A 20,707-nucleotide genomic window follows, 5' to 3' on the forward strand; every position below is an offset into this window, starting at 1 on the left:
TTATTGTCCTGCTTTAATTTTTTCTATTTTTAACTCCGTCTCATTGAGTTTCGTTCTGCAGAATTTCAATAATTCGAGCCCTTCCTGGTAATAATTCATTACGTCATCGAGAGGTGTTTCGTTTATATCATTCTCCAGTTTATTGAGTATATCCTCAAGCCTTTTAAAAGAACTTTCGAATGTCTGCTCTGCGGATCTGGTTTTTGCCAATGTATGTGAGATTATTTAATTTGCGCTTCTTTACTGCCGTCAAAAAACGAGATACTTACATCGTCTTTGCTCTTTAACCCCTCTGCCCTGGATACCACCTCATCATTTCTTTTTACGACAGCGTATCCCCTTCTCATGATAGTTTGGGGATCCACATTTTTCAGGATTTTGTCTATATAGTTTAAACTATTATTTAAACTATAAAATTTCTCCTTAATTGTTCTTTCTACCGACCTGTCAATTTCATCAAGGCGGTATTTATATTCATCGAGAATATCCATAGGTCGATTAAAGGCATAACTGCCCTCCAGCGCGTCTAAAATCTCCCTTAAGTTATTGATTTTATCAATTATTGCGCCATATATATAATACTCAAATTGCTTTATTCTTTCAAGTAATTCCTTTTTGTCAGGAAATATGAGCTCAGCGGCGGCTGAAGGTGTCGGAGCACGTAAATCAGCCACAAAATCGGCTATTGTGAAGTCTATCTCGTGTCCAATAGCGCTCACAATGGGGATTTCGGCGTCATATATGGCTCTGGCTACCCTTTCCTCGTTGAATGACCATAAATCCTCGAGAGAGCCACCACCACGAGCTAATACGAGCACATCCAGCCCGGGTTTCAAGGTATGAGCTTTCTTTATGGCAGTTACAATTGTGCCGGCGGCAATTGCCCCCTGCACCGTTACTGGAAAGAGAAATATCTCTGCATTGGGATAGCGCTTGGATGTGACGTTACAAAAATCGTGCATCGCAGCGCCTGTCTCGGAGGTGATGATGCCTACCCTTTGCGGAAATTCGGGCAGGTCTTTCTTGTGCTCCTCGTCGAAGAGACCTTCCTCCTGTAATTGCTCCTTCAACCGTTCGAATGCTCGCTGGAGTTCACCGACACCCGCAGGTTCTACTTCGAACACGTCTATCTGGTATGTACCCCTTCCTTCATATACGGTGACGCGCCCTTTGATGACGACCTTCATACCGTCTTCGGGAGTTACATGCAGAAATCTATTTCGAGAACTCCACATAACGCATGATATCTGGGCCTTATCGTCCTTCACTGAGAAATAGTAGTGTCCGGATGCTGTGTGTATCTTGAAGTTGGAGATCTCGCCGGTAATGTAGATAAAGGGGAAATTTTGTTCGATGAGGAATTTCAATTCCTGGCTTAGCTCTGAAACCGTAATGGGGTTAATCAAGTATAAATTTAACTTTAAATTCGAGTCCTAATATTCTAAATTAGGTATTATATTTAGTAAATTTAAGTCAATTATGCAAAAGATAACAACGTTTACGGTAATTTTGGTACTTGGATTGATCAGTTTATCGCTGTGGTCGTGTAACAGTGAGAATGTAATAACTCAGATATTTTCAAATGAGATAACGGCAAAGGACAGGCTTGATTCAGCGAATGCACAATCGAAACGTGATTATGGTGACACAACAGATATGGTCATGATATACGGAAGGAACGTAACAGTGGAAGGAAAGACAGATCTAACGGCACTGACCATACTGACTAGCGGTAATCTGGATTCGATAGGTACGTGGGTGTATGTGTATAAGTCAGGAAGTACGTCGTCATTCAGGCTGTATGCTCCCGACCCGATACCGGGACAGACGGACTGTGTGAACCTTACACAATTTTTTAATCCGCTGGATCTGCTTAGCCTTATCTCCGATACATCGGCGGCGAATATAATTAGAGGTGCGCTCGACTTAATAATAAGCAGTAACATTAAGATCACAACTCCGCCGGGTTTGCTGATAGATTCGGATGTGGCACTAAATCTTGCGAACACAGAATCGCAGATAATAAAATTTAATTCAAGCTTCACGCCGAGCATATCGTCGACGAACGGAAATATTTTCTTTCAGACGGGTACGAACAAAAAGATAAACGTGTTTTTGATCCCGGCGGCGGGCACACTGAATCTACCGGTGTATATTTCGGAGCTTATAACATTCCCGGCTGACCTGTGGATAGTAAATTACACTAAAACCAATACAAGCGGACAAATGGAGAATATGGTACTGGCTACAGTGGTTCAGAGCAACCAAGCAATGGGATTAACGACAATCCCGGGATTCAGCAGTCGCGTAATCAATCTGTCTAAATTCTTCTCAAATTGAGTATTTAGTGCATTGCGGAAATAAATGGTTTATTTTATATTTGTTATTCTTTGATTTTCAGTATGAATATTGAACGGTAGCTCAATGGTGGAGCATTCGGCTGTTAACCGAAGGGTTGCGGGTTCGAGTCCCGCCCGTTCAGCAAAACCCCCTGTAATAGGGGGTTTTTTAATGCATTTTACTTCATTGATAATCATCAAATAAGGCAGTATTTTTAAATAGATACACGGCGGGTGTAGCTCAGTTGGTAGAGCGTCAGATTGTGGCTCTGAATGTCGCGGGTTCGAGCCCCGTCACTCGCCCAAAACTATCTCAAATCATTTGTTTTTCCGGCAATTTCGCATTCCCTTTTATTCATTGAAAAACATAAGGATTATGTATAGTTTGCCACAATATTCAGTTATCAACTACACAACACATGCCCGAAAACGAAGCTGAAAAAGATGAAGTGACATTGAATAGTGATGAGATTGATGATAATGCCGATGATCCCGAAGAGTCAGAAGAAATAACAGAAGAGGAAGTTCTCAGTGAGGAAGAGCTTGATCAGAAGAAGAAAGACTTCGAGACTGAGGCTATGCCTTATATAAATCTCCTTCACAATTATGCCTACCGAATGACAGGGAATCAGCTAGATGCCGATGACCTGGTTCAGGAGACATATCTACGCGCATTCCGCTTTTTTCATAAGTTCGAAAAAGGAACTAATTGCAAAGCATGGCTGTTTCGAATTATGAAAAATCTGTTCATAAATAAGTACCGAAAAAATCAAAAGGAACCGGGGAAAGTCGACTACGATGACGTCGAAAATTTCTTCGATTCAATAAAGTCAGACAGGGTCGAATCTACCGATCTTCAGGAGAAATTATTCTCGAACTTATTAGACGATGATCTTGTTAATGCTCTTAACTCGCTTCCAGACGATTTTAAGACGGTAGTGATACTATGCGATATAGAAGGATTGAGCTATGAAGAGATAGCAGAGTTTGTGCAATGCCCAATTGGGACGGTAAGAAGCAGACTTCACAGGGGGAGAAAACTATTACAACAAAAACTCCTTGGATACGCAAAGGATAAAGGTTATGACGTTACAAAAGCCTTAAAAGAATAAATTATTTTTTTGCATAATTAAAACTTGCCTATGGGGCAGAATTATACAAATTCTGAAAAAAACGACGGCTCTTTAAATTCTTACGACATGAAGGAACTTATTTCCGCACTGCTTGATGGTGAGATAAGCGATGCAGATAAGGAGAGAATACAATCACTGCTCGACTCAGACAGTGATTTCAAGAACAGATACGAAGCAGAGAAGGCACTTAAGACGGAGATCAAGCAAAGGGTCACCCGTATTGAAACTCCTCAGTACGTATATCAGAACATTCAAACGAGCATCAATTCATATTCCGAGCAGATCTCGGATATGCATGCCCGAAAAAATCAACCGACTACATCAGCTCAACCTGCAGGTGCAGACCCTAGAAAGGTTTCAACCGGCAGATCAAGGAACTACATGTATCTTTTTGGCAGTGTAGCGGCGGCACTTATATTAATATTCTTCTCCGTCAATTATGTTTTCAAAGGGGAAGATGTACCGCATGATGTAAACCTGGTCGAAATGTCGCGCGACGTATATGAGAAGATAGAAGCCGGTGATATTAAAGTTCAATACGCTACAAATGACGCACGAGAGCTGGAAAAATTCTTCGATGAAAAATTAAACTACAAAGTATTCGTTCCCGACGTAAAAGATGCAGTGCTTCTTGGCGGTGTATATAATGTAATCAACGGCAAAAAGACAGCGCATTTTATACATAAGAAAGGCGATATGATCATATATACAATGCAATTGTGTAAGAAGGACATACTCGACGATGCCAATAAAGACCTGATGCTTACCGAGGACATGAAAGAGAACGTAATGGAAGGAAAGAACTGGCTTCATTGTCCGAAAAAATTCGGAGGAAAGGAAAACATAATACTATGGCATAAGGATGACGCACTTTCTTCATCCGTTTCCAAAATGGATCCCGATCAAATCCACGCGGTTTTAACTAACTTTAAAAAATAATCTGCAAAATGAAAATCTTAAACTTCACACTGGCTCTGGTATTTACGGTTTTTTTGATGGCATGCGGAAGTAAAGACAAAACAGACACGACGTCCGATAACAAGAAGACGGATGGCGACTCCAAAGTTGAAAACACCTCAAACACAAATTCCAATACTGATACAAAAACAGCAGGCGACGGTGTAATGCTGTCACCGGTCGGAAAAATCGAAGCGGCAGGAACAAAGGGTAACGTTCCTAACTTTACATGGCAAGAAGACGGAAAAGAAATGTCAACTGCCGATCTTAAAGGAAAGGTACTTTTCATCAATATGTGGGCAACGTGGTGCGGACCATGTATAAAGGAAATGCCAGAACTATCCGAAATCTCAAATGAGCTGAAGGACAAAGATTTTAAAATGGTCGGTCTCAGCGTATTCCACCAGGAAGGCACACCCGAGGTTAAGGATTTTCTAGAGCAGAAACCCGTATCATACTGGATAGTGGATGGAAACGACGAGCTTGTTAATGCATTCGAACAATCAATCGGGTCGACTATCGAAAGCATTCCCACAACATTCATAGTAGATAAAGACGGAAAGATCGTAGAAACATTGATCGGAAGCAGAGATAAAGCGGCATTTATGGAAATTATTAATAAATACCTCTAAAATCCGCCTTATTTAGCCTCAAATTTTAAAATAAATAAGTTTATATTTAAAAACTCAGTTCCTTAATCGGAATTGAGTTTTTATTTTTTAAACATCTTATTTGGACAATATCACAAAAAAGGTCTGTATTCTTGGATCAACCGGATCGATCGGCAGTAATGCTCTGAACGTGATCCGGAGCTTAAAGAAATTCGGTTACGATATAGAAGTAACCTACCTCACAACCAACTCCCAAACAGATAAACTCGCAGAACAGGTGAAAGAATTTTCGCCGAAGGGAATAGTAATCCTCGATGCGGTAAAAGCAAAGGAGTTCAAAGATAAATATTCATTCCCCGACCTCGAGATAATTACAGGTGAGGAAGGTCTATGTGATATAACATCCAGGTATGATTATGATCTTTTGATAAGTTCACTAGTAGGGTTCGCAGGATTAAAGCCGACGATCGAAGCCATAAAGACCGGGAAGACCATTGCGCTGGCAAACAAGGAAACGCTTGTAGTAGCAGGTGAGATGATAAACAAACTTCTCAAAGAAAATGACACGACACTAATTCCCATAGACAGCGAGCATTCAGCTATACTCCAATGTATAGTAGGAGAAGATACGGCTTCGGTGGAAAAGATCATTCTGACTGCGTCGGGCGGTCCGTTCAGAACAAAATCCATAGAGGAAATGCGAAAGACTTCCGTAAAGGAAGCACTGAATCATCCTAACTGGAATATGGGAGCAAAGATCACGATCGATTCGGCTACGCTAATGAACAAGGGATTGGAAGTAATAGAAGCGCACTGGCTATTCAACATATCGCACGAGAAAATAGAAGTGGTCGTACATCCCCAGTCAATTATACATTCGATGGTAGAATTCACGGACGGGTCCATTAAGGCACAGATGGGTATTCCCGATATGAAGATACCGATACAATATGCCATTACATACCCTGAGAGAGTAAAGTCCGACTTTACGAGGCTGGATTTCAGCAAGTATAATACACTTACTTTTGAAGAGCCTGATTATGAGAAATTCGAGTGTCTAAAGCTGGCGTTCGAGGTACTGAAAAAGGGCGGTACATATCCGGCAGTGCTGAACGCCGCAAATGAGGTGGCAGTCGATCTGTTTATTAAGGAAAAAATAGGATTTTTGGACATTCCGGCGATAATTAATAAATGCCTGGATTCACATGAAAACAGGAACAATTTTACGCTGGAAGATATTATAGATATAGACCGTCAAACGCGGGAAAGTATTAGTATGTATTAATTTTACATAAAACTATTTATCTTCACTGGCGTATAATCGATTTAAAACGCCACTTAACAAAGGATAGAGAATACAGATGGAGTTTATAAACACGCTATTTTATTTCATAATTGTAATTGGAATTCTTGTATTTATACACGAATTGGGACACTTCCTTGCGGCAAGAGCAATGGGAATGCGCGCAGACGTATTCGCGTTGGGAATGGGTCCAAGGATATTAGGATTTAATAAGAAGACAGGGTTTTCATTTGGTAAGCTAAAGGATGATCTGGACCTCGAAGGTAATACAGATTACAGGATATGTGTCTTCCCTATCGGCGGATATGTAAAAGTAGCCGGTATGGTGGATGAAAGCATGGATAAGGAGTTTATCAATACCGAACCGAAACCATGGGAATACAGATCAAAGCCTGTCTGGAGACGAATGGTCGTTATAACAGCGGGAGTCATTATGAACATCCTGCTTGCATTCGCAATATTCTACGCAATCAATCTCGCAAAAGGAAAGAGCTACGTCGATACAACCACAGTGGGTTACGTAAAGATGGGTTCACCTGCCGAAGCATCGGGACTAAAAGCCGGTGACGAGATACTCACGATCAATAATAAACCGATACAATACTGGGACAATATTATCCAAAGCATCAAGATAGATAATCTAGGTGAGCCGCTTACGTTCGTCGTAAAACGAAACGGTGAAGAAAAGATAATTACCGTCCCAAAGGATGCAACGGGTGATCTTACTCAGGATGGGTTTGGTTTGTACCCGGAGAAGATGCTTCCGGTAATAACCCTGGTCGAGTCGGATAAACCAGCCGGTATAGTAGGACTTGAATCTAAGGACGTGATAACTTCTTTTGCGGGAGTTCCTATAGATAACCAGCAACAACTGATCGACCTGATAAGAAGTAACGCAAACACGGAAGTAGAGATAGCATGGACACGTGACGGAAAAGAAATGTCGGGAAAGATCACGCCATCGGGAGATTCGACGATAGGTATCGGTATAGCCGGAGAATATACCGGTCCGGTACAGGAGATTAGTTACAATGTTTTCAGCGCAGTACCAAAAGCGGCAGGCGATATGTATTATTACGGTATAGAGGTCTTCTTTGGCTCCATGGCGAAGATATTCAAGGGTGATATTCCATTCAATAAAGCGATAGGCGGTCCGATAAAGATCGCGCAGGTTTCGGCACAATCTGCTGAGGGCGGATTCTTTACATTCATTAGTTTCATAGCACTGTTATCGATGTCGCTGGCTATAATCAATATACTTCCATTCCCGGCGCTGGACGGAGGACATTTTATGCTGTTATGCTATGAGGGAATAGTGAGGAAGCCGGTACCTTTCAAGGTGCAGATAGTGCTTCAGAATGTGGGCTTTGCGCTGTTACTGCTATTGATGTTATTCGTTATTTATAATGATATTATATCGCTATAGGATAAGACAATTGCTCTTATCTTGAATAGCGCTCTAAGAAAGTTTATATTTGTAATTCAGCCGTAATTCCACGGAAGGGTGAAAAGATCATCCTTTGAGTAGCTGTCCCGAAGGGATGCCTTCGGCAAAACCAATCCCGCTTTAGCGGGGACTAAACCGCCAGACGGTTTAGCGTTCTAAATGAGTTTACTTTAATTCAGCTTGTATATCCCGGAAGGGTGGGTGAGTGGCTGAAACCAACGGTTTGCTAAACCGTCATAGGGAGTAAATCTCTATCGAGGGTTCGAATCCCTCCCCTTCCGCTCTTTAGCCTCATTCAATGATGGGGCTTTTTCATTAGAAAAAAAAATCTATCCATGAGCATTCTAGATAAATTATCTACTTCATTAAATAGAAGGGATGAAGTTCCGAACCAGGAATTAGCAAAAAAAATCCTAAAGAGCAAGGATAAGAAAGCAATAAAGGAGCTTGCAGAAAACCTTGAGAATAAAAATAAAGGTATTCAAAGTGATTGCATTAAGGTGCTCTACGAGATCGGCGAAAGCGATCCTTCTCTAATTGCAGGTTATGAGAATAATTTTCTGGATCTGCTCGACAGTAAAAATAACCGTCTTATTTGGGGCGCATTGACAGCTCTGGACTGTATTGCTTCTGTGAGTTCTAAATCGATATATAAGAATATCGAAAAAATTCAGAAGGCAGCAAACGAAGGTTCGGTCATTTCAAAAGATCATTATGTTAATATCCTGATAAAATTATCTTCCGATAAATCTTATGCAAACCGAACGATACCCTTGCTCTTCAAGCAATTAGAGACAGCCGCAATCAATCAGCTTCCAATGTATGCAGAAAGAGCTATGACGGCAGTCACAGGTAATGATAAAAAAATGATGATAAAGATCTTGACAGTCCGGCTTGTTGAGATCGAGAAGGAAAGTAAAATCAAGAGGATCCGTAAAGTTATAGACAAACTTAATAAATAGAACTCTTTATTCTTTTGAATATGCAATGTCGTTTCGCAGGACATCGGTGAGTTCATAAGCAAGCTCCTCCGCAGTAAAATTTATCGCATCGCGTATCTCTTTCTCGGTCATGTTCATCAGCCGGACGGCATTAATAATGCTGGTAGCGGTTCTTACCCTTTTATCCGGATAATATGAGTAATATGCTTCCTTAAGCGGAGTGCTGACGCGTTCGGTATTTTTCCAGACGGTCTTAGCGCTTTTACGGTCCACGATGAGCACTTCAGCAGAAATGTTCGCGTAGATGCCGTAGCTTCCCGAGCCTAGCTCGAACTTTTCCAAACGTGTGTCAAACAAGTAGTCGGGATTATCTGACTGCGCGGATACGGGAGTGAAACTAAAATAATCTCCAAGACCGGTTTTTAATCCGTCGGAAAGTTTAGATGAAACGGTATCCGGCTGGTAAGCCCTGTTAATTTTCTCCTGCACATTCGAGGAGAAGATGTTCTCGCCGACTTCAGTCAAAATGATTTCGACCGGATTATTATCCGATACTATGTCGGGTTTTGTAATATTCACTCTTACATTCGAGGCGGAATGCATAGCAGATGATTTGAAGAGTATCCTGGAATTTCTAATATCGTATCTGGCAAACTCATTCACTCCAGAACAGCCGGATATTGCGAGCACACCAAGCAGAAGCAATAGCTTTATGGTATTGGAAGGTTTCATAATGGAAAATTTCCCATTATACTCCGGAATGGGAGATTTTGTTCCCTAGATTGCGTGTTTTTTGGTGAGATTCATGAATAATTCCCTGCCCTTTCTGGGCTCGATGGAATTAAACGCGGTGTCAAAAACATTGATGTCGAAGTAAGGTGAGAAGTACTTAATATACTCGGATTTGAATCCGCCATAAGGAGGACGGTCAGTATTAAGCTCAACGTTAAACAGTACTCCAACGAGCCTTCCATTCTCATTTAGGAGATCGTAAACTTTGCGTGCATATTCGGGACGAAGTATCGGCTCTATTGCGCAAAAGAACGTTTGTTCGACGATAAGGTCGTATTTGCCGTTATGTTCAAAGAAATCATCGATTAGTATGTTCTCTTCAGGAAAATCAGGGTAACGCGAAAGAAAACTTTTGACAGCAGACTTAGACCAATCCAGAACGTAAGTATTCAGAAAGCCTCTGCTGTGAAGATACTCCGCTTCATAGGCATTTCCCGCTCCCGGAATGAGAATGAAAATTTCTTTGTTATTTAATTGATCGAAGTATTCACGAAGAGGAGTTGCAACGTAACCAATATCCCATTTGAGCTCTCCCTGTTTGTACTTTTCGTCCCAATAATTCTTATTCAGCCTAAACATATGTATATTGGATAAAATATTGTAAAATTAATATACGCAATTTTCTTTAGATTAAATAAACCATTAATTTATCATTAAAAAACAGTTACCCAATAAACCAATCTATAAGAAAAAGCCTTTAAGTTATAAATGAATATTGTAATTAGAAATACTTTTGGTTATTTTTGTATTTAAGTTTTGCGTGATTGGCGGAACTGGCAGACGCACTAGACTTAGGATCTAGCGGGGCAACCCGTGGGGGTTCGACTCCCTCATCACGCACGAGGTTTTACGATGATCAGTTAAACAATTTTGCTAACTCAAACTCTGGCAAATGGCAGGCAAAGACAAACCCGGCTCCACAAAACCAAGATGTTCCTTTTGCGGAAGAAGTGCTGACAAGGTTACAAACATGATCAAGGGTCCCACAGACCCAAGAGGCAGAGATGTTTATATCTGCGAGATATGTGTAGGTAATGCAATGCAGATCATAAAACAGAACTCGATATCAAGTCAGAGCAGATCGGTTAGTAAGATAAAATCCAACCTCACACCAATCGGTATCAAGAAATTCCTCGATGAATACGTAATAGGACAGGAAAGGGCAAAGAAATCTCTTTCCGTCGCAGTGTATAACCACTACAAAAGGATAGACTCACTCGAAGTAAACGCTCTCGACGACGTCGAAATAGAAAAGAGCAACATCCTGCTCATCGGACCTACCGGGACAGGTAAGACATATCTCGCACAGACACTAGCAAAGTTATTAAACGTTCCTTTTGCGATTGCAGACGCTACGACCATAACAGAAGCCGGTTATGTAGGTGATGACGTAGAGTCAATACTGGTAAGCCTTTTGCAGAATGCTAACTATGACCTGCACAAAGCAGAACGAGGTATAATATATCTGGACGAAATAGATAAAATAGCGAGAAAGAGCGACAGTGTTTCCATTACACGAGACGTATCGGGCGAGGGTGTTCAGCAGGCATTGCTGAAACTGCTCGAAGGTACAGTAGCAGGCGTACCACCGCGGGGCGGAAGGAAGCACCCTGAACAGCCATTGATCAACATTAACACAAAGAACATCCTATTCATCTGCGGCGGCGCATTTGAAGGACTGGAAAAGACCATCGAGCACAGAATGGATAAGAGTTCCGTCGGTTTCGGCGCGAACGTTATTTCGAAGCACGATAAAAAGAACGATGAGATAATGGAATTGGTCGAGCCGGACGATCTGATCAAGTTCGGTCTCATACCGGAATTCGTTGGAAGGCTTCCTGTCACGACAACGTTGAAATCCCTCGATAAAGCGGCATTGCTATCCATACTCTCAGAGCCGAAGAACGCCATTATCAAACAATATCAGAAACTTCTCCGAATGGAAGGTGTCGAGCTGGAATTCCAGGATGACGCCCTTGAGGAAGTCGCACAACTGGCTATCAAAAGAGGTACGGGCGCAAGAGCATTGAGATCCATACTCGAAAATATAATGATGGATATTATGTACAAGATACCGTCGAAGACCAATGTAACGGATTGTATAATTACTAAGGAAGTAATTACCGAACAGAAAGAGCCAATATATATCAATTCCAATAAGAAGGTATTCGCGCAATAACAGCGTGACCTCCCAAACATATGAGTGCCATAGAATCCGATATCAAGAAAGACAATGAATTTCTTGCGCGTGAAGATTTTCACAAAAACTTACTGCGCAAAACAAAAGCCATTGGCGACAAGCTCAAACTCGGAGGCGGTGAAAAAGCCATCGAGAAACTCCATTCAAAAGGCAAGCTTCACTGCAGGGAAAGAATTAACCTGCTTATAGACGAAGGATCGTTTTTCATGGAGCTGGGTCTGTATGCCGGTTACGGTATGTATGAAGAATACGGCGGAGCTCCGTCATCCGGAACGGTCTTTGGTATCGGAAAGATACACGGACGTAATTGCGTCATAGTAGCAAATGATGCCACTGTGAAAGCTGGCGCATGGTTCCCTATCACATGCAAGAAGAATCTCCGCGCGCAGGAGATATCTATGGAGAATAAGCTTCCGATAATCTATCTCGTAGATTCGGCAGGTGTATTTCTTCCAATGCAGGATGAGATATTCCCTGACAAGGAGCATTTCGGAAGAATATTCAGGAACAACGCGGTAATGAGTTCTATGGGAATCCCCCAGATAGCGGCAATAATGGGTCCCTGTGTAGCAGGCGGCGCTTATCTTCCCATCATGAGTGACGAGGCGCTGATAGTAGACAAGACGGGAAGCATCTTCCTGGCGGGCTCACACCTGGTAAAGGCGGCAATAGGTGAAAAAATAGATAACGAATCACTCGGAGGCGCAACCGTAACGACAGAGATCTCGGGCATTACCGATGAGAAAATGAAGAACGACGAAGAGTGTATTGCCAAAATAAGAAGCCTCGTAGAAAAGTTCGGTGAAACGGAAAAGGCAGGATTCGACAGGATAGAGAGCAAACTCCCTAAACATAAACAAAAAGAAATTTACGGAATACTGCCTGAAAGCACCTCTAAGCCATACGACACATACGACCTAATCGCAAGAATTGTTGATGACGGTGATTTCGATGAATATAAACCGGGCTATGGAAAGACTATTATTACGGGTTACGCGAGAATAGACGGATGGGCAGTTGCTATCGTGGCAAATCAAAGAGAGGTTATCAAAAGCAGTAAAGGCGAGATGCAATTCGGCGGTGTAATATACTCCGACAGCGCTGATAAGGCAGCGCGTTTTATAATGAACGCTAACCAGAGGAAGATCCCGCTGGTATTTCTGCAGGACGTAACAGGATTTATGGTGGGTTCACGCTCGGAACACGGCGGTATCATTAAGGATGGCGCTAAAATGGTGAATGCGGTTGCTAACTCGGTCGTTCCGAAGATCACCATCATAACCGGGAACAGCTACGGAGCAGGAAACTACGCGATGTGCGGTAAAGGATACGATCCCCGTTTCATATACGCATATCCAAATGCTCAGATTGCCGTGATGGGCGGCGCGCAGGCAAGCAATGTACTGCTGGATATTAAAATGGGTCAGCTAAAGAAAGAGGGTAAAGAAATAAGTGAAGAGGATAAGAAGAAATTCCTCAAAGAAATACACGACAGGTATGATGAACAAACGAACGTGCTTTATGCTGCATCAAGATTATGGGTGGACGAAGTGATAGACCCGGCAAAAACACGTGAATATATTTCCTATTCAATAGAACTAGCAAATAACAATCCCGACATGCCCAAATTCAATCCGGGCGTGATACAGACTTAGTGTTTCAATTCCCTTTTCAGCGCTTCTTTTTCTATTTCCAATTGCTTAATTCTTCTGTCTATCTGGTCTATCTCTTCAGGCATGGAATCTATTTCTATTCTTAGTTTGGAAGCAGATTCGTCTATCAGGTCTATCGCCTTATCGGGTAAGAATCTATCCGCGATATAACGGTCGGATAATTGCGCTGCGGCTACTATTGCTGCGTCGGTTATCCTGACACCGTGATGTACTTCGTATTTTTCTTTTAAACCGCGAAGTATGGAAATCGTATCCTCGACATCGGGCTGCCCAACGAATACAGGCTGGAATCTTCTTTCCAGCGCGGGATCTTTTTCAATGTATTTCCTGTATTCATCGAGTGTCGTCGCGCCAACACATCTGAGTTCGCCCCGCGCCAGAGCGGGCTTCAGCATATTAGATGCATCCATCGACCCCTCCGCCGCGCCTGCCCCGACGACAGTGTGTAATTCATCTATGAAAAGAATTATCTTGCCGTTGCTCTCCTCGACTTCTTTAAGGACACCCTTTAGTCTCTCTTCGAACTGTCCCCTGTACTGCGCACCGGCTACAAGTGCTGCCATATCGAGTGCGACTATTTCCCTGTCACGAAGATTTTCCGGGATGTCGCCCTGCACTATCCTGTGCGCGATGCCTTCCGCGATGGCAGTCTTACCGACACCGGGTTCACCTATCAGCACGGGATTATTCTTTGTTCGCCTGGATAGAACCTGCAACACTCTCCTTATCTCCTGGTCGCGTCCGATAACGGGGTCCAGTTTACCTTTCGCGGCAAGCTGGTTGAGATTTCGTCCGTATTTTTCGAGAGACTGGAATGTTTCTTCAGGATTTTGTCCGGTTACCCTTGCAGAGCCGCGGACTTCCTTCAATATTTTTAGTATGTTATCCTTTGTTATCCCGCTGGAGTTTAACAGCTCCCCTACTTTCGTTCTTTTCGCATCCGCAAGACCGAGAAGTAAATGTTCGACGGATACGTATTCATCATTCATCCCGGCGGCTTCCTTAGAAGATTTCTCCAGCACGTCCGCCAGTTCACGTGATATAGCGATATTTCCTGCCCCTGCGCCGGATACCTTTGGGAAGGATTTCACAATTTCTTCCGTTCTTGATTCCAGCAGATCCTTATTTACCCCGAGCTTCAGGAGGATGGAGTTGACTATTCCCTCTTTCTCGGAGAGGAGCGCTTCAAACAGGTGCGCGGGTTCTATCTGCTGGTTAGAGTTATCGGAAGCCAGATCCTGAGCCTTCTGTATGGCTTCCTGTGATTTCAGCGTGAGCTTGTTAAAATTAAATGCCATAGTAATTTATTTTCTTAAAATTAAGCTTATATTTAGCTTTTTTCAATTACAACTTTAATAACCATTTTGTAATTTTGTCAGATGAGCAATGCTTCCATAATAATTTCAGTATATAAGAATACTAAGGCGCTTGAATTGATATTTTACGCACTTAGCAAACAATCGTATAAGGATTTCGAGATAATTGTTGCTGAGGACGGTGAGAATGAAGGTATTTCCGAGCTAATCGGAAAAAGTAAATCCTATCTAAATAATCCTATCATACATATCACACAGGAAGATAAGGGATTCCGTAAGAACCGTATCCTTAATGAAGCTATAAGAAAGTCAAACACGGATTATTTGATTTTCATCGACGGCGACTGCGTCCCCCACTCGGATTTTATCAAGGAGCACGTAGAAAATCGTGAGGATAATACAGTATTGTGCGGGCGCAGGGTGGCTCTGGGGAAGGAAATGTCGGAAAGGATCACTAAGGAGAGCATTTTGTCCGGTGATTACCAGAAGATCGGGCTGAAGCACTTCGTCGACTCAATGAAAGGGTCAGGTGAGGGTTCCAAGCACGTGGAGGAGGGATTGCGGTTCAGCGCGAGGGTGTTCGGGAAAGATGACGAGCATATACTTGGATGCAATTTTTCCATACAGAAGTCACTTCTCGAAAAGACAAACGGCTTCGATGAAAATTATGAAGGTCCGGGATTGGGTGAGGACTCGGATATAGAGTTCAGGTTAAGGTTGATAGATGTAAAGTTCAAATCGGTCAGGAATAAGGCAATACAATATCATCTTTTTCATCCGAGAACAAAGGAAGACGAGAGGAATTTCGAATATTTCCAGGAAGTGAAGGAAAAGAAAAATTTTTTTGCTAAAAATGGTTTATCTAAATAACAATATTCATATTTTGTTGTTATATACCAAGTAAATCTATTAGAAATGAGAAAAATTATATTCGTTTTATTAGTAATGCTTATTTGCATATCTAATTTATATCCACAGATATCCACAGAATGGATAAATACATACAACTACCCTGTTTATGGGATTCGTTTGCTAGGTGGATCAACCATTGACAATCAAGGAAACGTTTATATGAACGGATCAAGTATGAATTATTATAACCCCACTTTAAAATTTTCTTCTAACGGAACAACTAATTGGGTTAAAATATCGGAGGAAATAGGTTCTGGTATTACAGCAGGGAACGACGGTTTTTTGTATGCCATAAGCATAAGGAGTTTGATGGCTTTAACTAAATATACATCTACCGGGGATACTATTTGGTCAAGAGGATTCTCTGGAAATTTACCAGGGTGGAATTATCCATATTTTGTTACTACTAATTCACAAGGACATATTTTCACAATAAGTGTTACAAAGGATACAAATTCCCCAAGCAACATAACAATTATCAAATATGACAATAATGGAAACCAGCTCTGGACAAATTACTTCAGAACCCCAAATCAATATGATTCATATATTTTCCCAAATAGTTATGTTTTCGATCAAAACAATAATTTATATGTAACAGGAACTCTTCCAAATAATGGAGGTGGATTATGCTTTTTCATTACAAAAATTACTTCAAGTGGAACAACGGAGTGGATTAATTTTGATTACAATGCAATGTCTGGAACTGACGTTGCCTTAGACAATTTTGGAAATGTATATTGCACTGGATGGAGTGTCGGATTTTCGGGTAGTCATTCATATTATTTCACGAAAGCTTATAAATATTCTCCTTCAGGCACGTTAGTATGGGACCGGGATTATGTTAATGATCCTAACAATGATGGAACATTTGGATCAAGAATAAAAGTCGATAACCAAAATAACCTCTGTATCCTGGCTGTTGAGCAAAAACATAACACTTTGAAAAATCCAATCCATATTTTAAAATATGATGCATTAGGTAATCTTTACTTGGACAAAATCACCTTTTATTTACGTAGAACGAATGGAGTTGCGGAAAAAACGACAAACTTAATATTAGATGAATATAATAATATATATATTAACGGTTATGGTAGCAGGACAATAAATGACAATGAAAGGGGTCTGGTTACCGCCAAATATGACACTACGGGATCGTTAGTATGGATCACAAACATAACTAATACCTCATTTGAAGACGATGAAATTGGAGATCTTTTTGTTAAAGGTCATAATATTTATACAACAGGTACTTCTTACAAAAATTACCCAAATTCGGGGAGAGAACTTCTAGCTGCCAAATATTATCAGACTTCGATAGGCATTCTTCAACAATATTCAGAAATACCTGAAAATTATAAGTTGGAGCAAAATTATCCCAATCCATTTAATCCCTCAACAAAAATTAAATTTTCTATTCCAAAGGGCAGTTTCACATCATTAAAGGTATACGATGTAACAGGTAAAGAAATCAAAGAGTTATTGAATGAGTTTATTCCAGCGGGCACCTTTGAAATTGAATTTAGTCCGGAAAGCATTCCAAGTGGAGTTTATTTTTATAAACTTACTTCTAATAAATTTGAATCCGTAAAGAAAATGATAATTATTAAGTAAACACCATGCCTGAAAAGATCTCCGCTGTTGTGCTGACATATAACAGCGAGGACAATTTACCCCGCTGTCTGGAAAGCATTAAATGGGTGGATGAGATAATCGTAGTAGATTCCCACAGTAAAGATAAGACTAAGGCAATAGTACTTTCATACAATGCAAAACTCTTTGAAAGAGATTATGACGGATATACAAGACAACTTGAGTACGGAGTAAGGCTAGCCGGTAATAACTGGATCTTTGTAGTCGACTCGGATGAAGAGCTAACAGAAGTACTGCGAAAGGAAGTATTGGATCAGCTAAGTAATCCTCCCGAGGATATAGGGGGATATGAAATATCCAGGAAAGTTAAATTCCTCGGCAAATACATTCTTCACGGAGGTTGGTACCCAGATTACCAGTATAGGTTATTCAGAAAAGACAGGTCCTATCCCATTCATAGAGAGATACACAGCTCATACACGACAGATTCCCGTAAAATCAGGTTGAAAGGAAACATCATTCATTACACTTACCGGAACCTTTACGATTACATAAGTAGAATAAATATTTACACAACCTATGATACCAGCAATAAACTTAAGGAACTGAACGGCAAAAAAGTAAGATGGTATAATCTCATTATAAATCCTATTCCTGTATTCATAAAAATGTTTATACTCAAGGGAGGCTTCAGGGACGGTATACAGGGGCTTATTCTGGCATTATTCTCAGCGTTTTACCGTTCTGCACTTTATGCTAAGACCTGGGCTTACCAAAACAGTGGGAAATATTGCTATGAAAAACCGCCAATTACTAACACAGATCTCATAAAATTTAGAAAAAGGGGCGATAATGACTAATCCGTTTTCTGTTACAATTATTGGGTTCATTTAGTAAATTATTGAATCATAATTACTAAGATGAAGATTTCTGCTGTTATTATATGTACAAATGAAGAAAAGAACATTGAGGACTGCCTCAAAAGCGTCTCGTGGGCTGATGAAATAGTTGTCATCGACGGCGGAAGCACTGACAATACGCGAGAATTAGCTTTAAAGTATACCGATAAGGTCTATGAAAATAAGTGGGAAGGATATGCTAAGCAGAGGACTTTCTCTTTGGGCAAAGTGAGCAATGAATGGATGTTTTCACTCGATGCCGATGAAAGATGTACGGAAGAACTGACGAAAGAAATGCTGGAGAGGTTAAATGCCGATGGCGAGAAATATTCCGGTTACGAAATGCCGCGTAAAAGCTTCTTCCTCGGAAAATGGGTGAAGCACTGCGGATGGTACCCTGACTATAAATTAAGGCTATTCAGAAAAGATAAAGTTAAACTAAGTGACAACCTGGTCCATGAGAGATATCTTATCGACGGTGAAACCGGCAGATTAAAAAATGACATACTTCATTACACCGTTACCTCAATATCGGAGTTCATGGATAAAGTTAATGTATACTCTACCCTATCGGCTCAGGAAAAAGCAGGAACAAAATCAGCCGGGTTTTTTGTGCTGATGGTCCGGCCATTCTTCGGATTTTACAGAGAGTATATTTTCCGCGGAGGATTTCTCGACGGAGTACACGGGCTTATGGTCTCGTTTTTTAATATGATCACATCTATGCTGACATATATGAAGATATGGGAAATACAAAATAAGGACAAACGATGAAAACTTACCGACGTCTGCTGACATACGTAAGGAATTACAGGAAATTTATCATACTATCGGCAATATTATCTATTTTATTTTCTATATTAAGCGGTATTGCGGTATATCTGACCATCCCTTTGATGAAAACACTCTTCCTCGACGAAGTACAATCTACAGGAAACGACTCCACCGGCATTTTCTCATTTTTGAGGTCATTTCTTACGTGGATAGAACAGTTCATTTTCGAAGGTGGTAAACTCAGTGCGCTCGGAAAAGCGTGCATACTTATATTTGTCGCCTTCTTCCTGAAAAACCTCACCGGATTTCTGCAATCGATCACGATCCAGCAGGTAGAGAAAGGCGTGGTACGCGACATACGTATTCAAATGTACGAGAAAATAAACGCGCTGTCGCTGAGATTTTTCACTAACGAAAGATCGGGTAACCTTGTTTCCATTATGTCAAATGATGTGAATGCGATACAGATAGCAATATCATCTACTTTCCTTAACCTGATGCGCGAGCCGATAATGGTTATGATATTTCTTGCAATCGCGTTATCCATCAGCTGGGAACTTACTTTAATAGCATTCCTTGTATTCCCTGTTACGATCTTAATTGTTTCTAAAATAGGTTCATCACTTCGTCGCAGGAGTATGCGCATGCAGCAAAAGTCTGCGGACATTATCTCCGTAATATCGGAGACGATATACGGTGCAAAGATCATCCGCGCGTTAAGGGGCGAAGCATTCAAGAATAAAGAGTTCAGGGGTGAAGCGAATGAGCTGAAGAACCTTACAATGAAGAATGTATATGCAAGCGAGATGGCATCCCCCATTTCGGAGCTGTTAACAATCACAGCGGGGATCATTATTATCTGGTTCGGAGGGAGACAGATTCTCGTGGATCATACACTCGACCCCGCGGAATTCCTCGGCTTCATTTTTGTCATATTCCAGCTTGTAACACCAATAAAAAATCTCGGCTCGATAAACAACAGGATACAGGAAGCCTCGGCTTCAGCAGACAGGATCTTTGGAGTTCTGGATCAGCCTGTAGAAATCAGCGAATCTCCGGCAGCAATTGACAAGCAAGGGTTCGAGAATAGTTTAAAACTTAATAATGTTTCATTCAGTTATAATGACGGTACACCGGTATTACAGAATATCGATCTGGAAATAAAGAAATCGGAAGTTGTCGCGGTAGTCGGTCCGTCCGGAGCCGGGAAATCCACTCTGGTCGATCTTATATTCAGATTCTATGACCCGACTAATGGCGAAATTCTTATTGATGGAACAAACCTGAAGGAAGTAAAACTTTCCTCACTGAGGAACCTGATGGGAATGGTACAGCAGGAGACGATTCTATTCAATGACACAATAAGGAATAATATTCTTTTTGGATTGGAAAATATCTCCGATGAGGAATTAATAACCGTATGTAGATCAGCAAATGCCTATGATTTCATCGAGCAGACAGAAAATGGTTTCGATACAGTAATTGGAGACAGGGGTATCAAACTCTCCGGCGGTCAAAAACAGAGGATTTCGATAGCAAGGACACTATTACGCAATCCTCCGATTTTGATACTGGATGAAGCAACATCATCCCTCGACATGGAGTCGGAAAAGCTCGTACAGAATGCTCTCGAAACATTGATGACGAACAGAACTTCTATAGTTATCGCGCACAGGCTTTCCACGGTGAAAAATGCGGATAGGATTATTGTTATAGAGAATGGAATAATAGTTCAGTCCGGTACGCACGATGAATTAATTGCTTCGCCGGACGGTGTTTATAAAAAATTATATGAATTACAGTTCAGCTGATAA

Annotated in this window: 19 protein-coding genes and 4 tRNA genes; 18 read left to right on the forward strand and 5 right to left on the reverse strand. The window is 41.2% G+C overall.

The window, feature by feature from the left end; genetic code table 11:
• Both xseB and H6614_07175 read right to left on the reverse strand, forming a co-directional pair.
• Positions 1–210 carry an exodeoxyribonuclease VII small subunit gene (gene xseB / locus H6614_07170; GenBank protein MCB9243437.1) on the reverse strand — a complete coding sequence of 70 codons (210 nt, stop codon included), beginning with the start codon at positions 208–210 and terminating at the stop codon, positions 1–3.
• An 11-nt stretch (positions 211–221) separates the two neighbouring features.
• Positions 222–1,406: an exodeoxyribonuclease VII large subunit gene (locus H6614_07175; protein ID MCB9243438.1), complete on the reverse strand. Its 1,185-nt coding sequence runs from the start codon at positions 1,404–1,406 to the stop codon at positions 222–224.
• 73 nt (positions 1,407–1,479) lie between these two features.
• Here H6614_07175 and H6614_07180 point away from each other — a divergent pair, with 73 nt between their 5' ends.
• The 10 genes from H6614_07180 to H6614_07225 all read left to right on the forward strand — a co-directional run bounded on the left by H6614_07180 (position 1,480) and on the right by H6614_07225 (position 8,752).
• Complete coding sequence (locus tag H6614_07180; protein ID MCB9243439.1) at positions 1,480–2,340, forward strand: hypothetical protein; 861 nt, start codon at positions 1,480–1,482, stop codon at positions 2,338–2,340.
• 70 nt (positions 2,341–2,410) lie between these two features.
• Positions 2,411–2,482: transfer RNA gene (locus tag H6614_07185), tRNA-Asn, on the forward strand.
• 87 nt (positions 2,483–2,569) lie between these two features.
• A tRNA-His gene (locus H6614_07190) sits at positions 2,570–2,642 on the forward strand.
• Between the two features lie 116 nt (positions 2,643–2,758).
• The gene (locus tag H6614_07195; GenBank protein ID MCB9243440.1) at positions 2,759–3,451 is read left to right on the forward strand and encodes a sigma-70 family RNA polymerase sigma factor; all 693 of its coding nucleotides are present in this window, start codon (positions 2,759–2,761) and stop codon (positions 3,449–3,451) included.
• Between the two features lie 87 nt (positions 3,452–3,538).
• Positions 3,539–4,411, forward strand: a complete 873-nt coding sequence (locus H6614_07200) for a hypothetical protein (protein ID MCB9243441.1) — start codon at positions 3,539–3,541, stop codon at positions 4,409–4,411.
• An 8-nt stretch (positions 4,412–4,419) separates the two neighbouring features.
• The gene (locus H6614_07205; protein ID MCB9243442.1) at positions 4,420–5,061 is read left to right on the forward strand and encodes a TlpA family protein disulfide reductase; all 642 of its coding nucleotides are present in this window, start codon (positions 4,420–4,422) and stop codon (positions 5,059–5,061) included.
• A gap of 109 nt (positions 5,062–5,170) precedes the next feature.
• Complete coding sequence (locus tag H6614_07210) at positions 5,171–6,325, forward strand: 1-deoxy-D-xylulose-5-phosphate reductoisomerase (GenBank protein ID MCB9243443.1); 1,155 nt, start codon at positions 5,171–5,173, stop codon at positions 6,323–6,325.
• Between the two features lie 76 nt (positions 6,326–6,401).
• On the forward strand, positions 6,402–7,769 hold the full coding sequence (gene rseP / locus H6614_07215) for an RIP metalloprotease RseP (GenBank protein MCB9243444.1): 1,368 nt from the start codon (positions 6,402–6,404) through the stop codon (positions 7,767–7,769).
• A gap of 212 nt (positions 7,770–7,981) precedes the next feature.
• A tRNA-Ser gene (locus H6614_07220) sits at positions 7,982–8,071 on the forward strand.
• Positions 8,072–8,125: 54 nt separating this feature from the next.
• Complete coding sequence (locus tag H6614_07225) at positions 8,126–8,752, forward strand: hypothetical protein (protein ID MCB9243445.1); 627 nt, start codon at positions 8,126–8,128, stop codon at positions 8,750–8,752.
• 6 nt (positions 8,753–8,758) lie between these two features.
• Here H6614_07225 and H6614_07230 read toward each other — a convergent pair whose 3' ends face one another.
• Positions 8,759–9,463, reverse strand: a complete 705-nt coding sequence (locus H6614_07230) for a hypothetical protein (GenBank protein MCB9243446.1) — start codon at positions 9,461–9,463, stop codon at positions 8,759–8,761.
• A 45-nt stretch (positions 9,464–9,508) separates the two neighbouring features.
• Positions 9,509–10,102 (reverse strand): SAM-dependent methyltransferase, encoded by a 594-nt coding sequence (locus tag H6614_07235; protein ID MCB9243447.1) that lies wholly within the window; start codon positions 10,100–10,102, stop codon positions 9,509–9,511.
• A gap of 179 nt (positions 10,103–10,281) precedes the next feature.
• On the opposite strand from H6614_07235, the gene H6614_07240 reads away from it, so the two are divergent.
• The 3 genes from H6614_07240 to H6614_07250 all read left to right on the forward strand — a co-directional run bounded on the left by H6614_07240 (position 10,282) and on the right by H6614_07250 (position 13,378).
• A tRNA-Leu gene (locus H6614_07240) sits at positions 10,282–10,363 on the forward strand.
• Between the two features lie 52 nt (positions 10,364–10,415).
• Positions 10,416–11,702, forward strand: coding sequence for an ATP-dependent Clp protease ATP-binding subunit ClpX (gene clpX / locus H6614_07245; protein MCB9243448.1), 1,287 nt, complete (start codon positions 10,416–10,418; stop codon positions 11,700–11,702).
• A gap of 20 nt (positions 11,703–11,722) precedes the next feature.
• Positions 11,723–13,378 carry an acyl-CoA carboxylase subunit beta gene (locus H6614_07250; GenBank protein ID MCB9243449.1) on the forward strand — a complete coding sequence of 552 codons (1,656 nt, stop codon included), beginning with the start codon at positions 11,723–11,725 and terminating at the stop codon, positions 13,376–13,378.
• On the opposite strand, the gene H6614_07255 is transcribed toward H6614_07250, so the two are convergent.
• Positions 13,375–14,694, reverse strand: a complete 1,320-nt coding sequence (locus H6614_07255) for an AAA family ATPase (protein ID MCB9243450.1) — start codon at positions 14,692–14,694, stop codon at positions 13,375–13,377. The genes H6614_07250 and H6614_07255 overlap by 4 nt on opposite strands.
• A gap of 81 nt (positions 14,695–14,775) precedes the next feature.
• On the opposite strand from H6614_07255, the gene H6614_07260 reads away from it, so the two are divergent.
• The 5 genes from H6614_07260 to H6614_07280 are packed head-to-tail and all read left to right on the forward strand — an operon-like array spanning position 14,776 to position 20,704.
• Positions 14,776–15,582 carry a glycosyltransferase gene (locus tag H6614_07260; protein MCB9243451.1) on the forward strand — a complete coding sequence of 269 codons (807 nt, stop codon included), beginning with the start codon at positions 14,776–14,778 and terminating at the stop codon, positions 15,580–15,582.
• A gap of 45 nt (positions 15,583–15,627) precedes the next feature.
• Positions 15,628–17,241 (forward strand): T9SS type A sorting domain-containing protein, encoded by a 1,614-nt coding sequence (locus tag H6614_07265; protein ID MCB9243452.1) that lies wholly within the window; start codon positions 15,628–15,630, stop codon positions 17,239–17,241.
• Positions 17,242–17,246: 5 nt separating this feature from the next.
• On the forward strand, positions 17,247–18,080 hold the full coding sequence (locus H6614_07270) for a glycosyltransferase family 2 protein (GenBank protein ID MCB9243453.1): 834 nt from the start codon (positions 17,247–17,249) through the stop codon (positions 18,078–18,080).
• Positions 18,081–18,140: 60 nt separating this feature from the next.
• Positions 18,141–18,893 carry a glycosyltransferase family 2 protein gene (locus H6614_07275; GenBank protein MCB9243454.1) on the forward strand — a complete coding sequence of 251 codons (753 nt, stop codon included), beginning with the start codon at positions 18,141–18,143 and terminating at the stop codon, positions 18,891–18,893.
• Positions 18,890–20,704, forward strand: a complete 1,815-nt coding sequence (locus H6614_07280; protein ID MCB9243455.1) for an ABC transporter ATP-binding protein — start codon at positions 18,890–18,892, stop codon at positions 20,702–20,704. Before H6614_07275 ends, H6614_07280 begins: the two co-directional genes overlap by 4 nt.
• Positions 20,705–20,707: the final 3 nt, after the last annotated feature.

The sequence above is a fragment of the Ignavibacteriales bacterium genome (assembly GCA_020635255.1).
GTDB lineage: Bacteria > Bacteroidota > Ignavibacteria > Tepidaquicellales > Tepidaquicellaceae > JAEYVS01.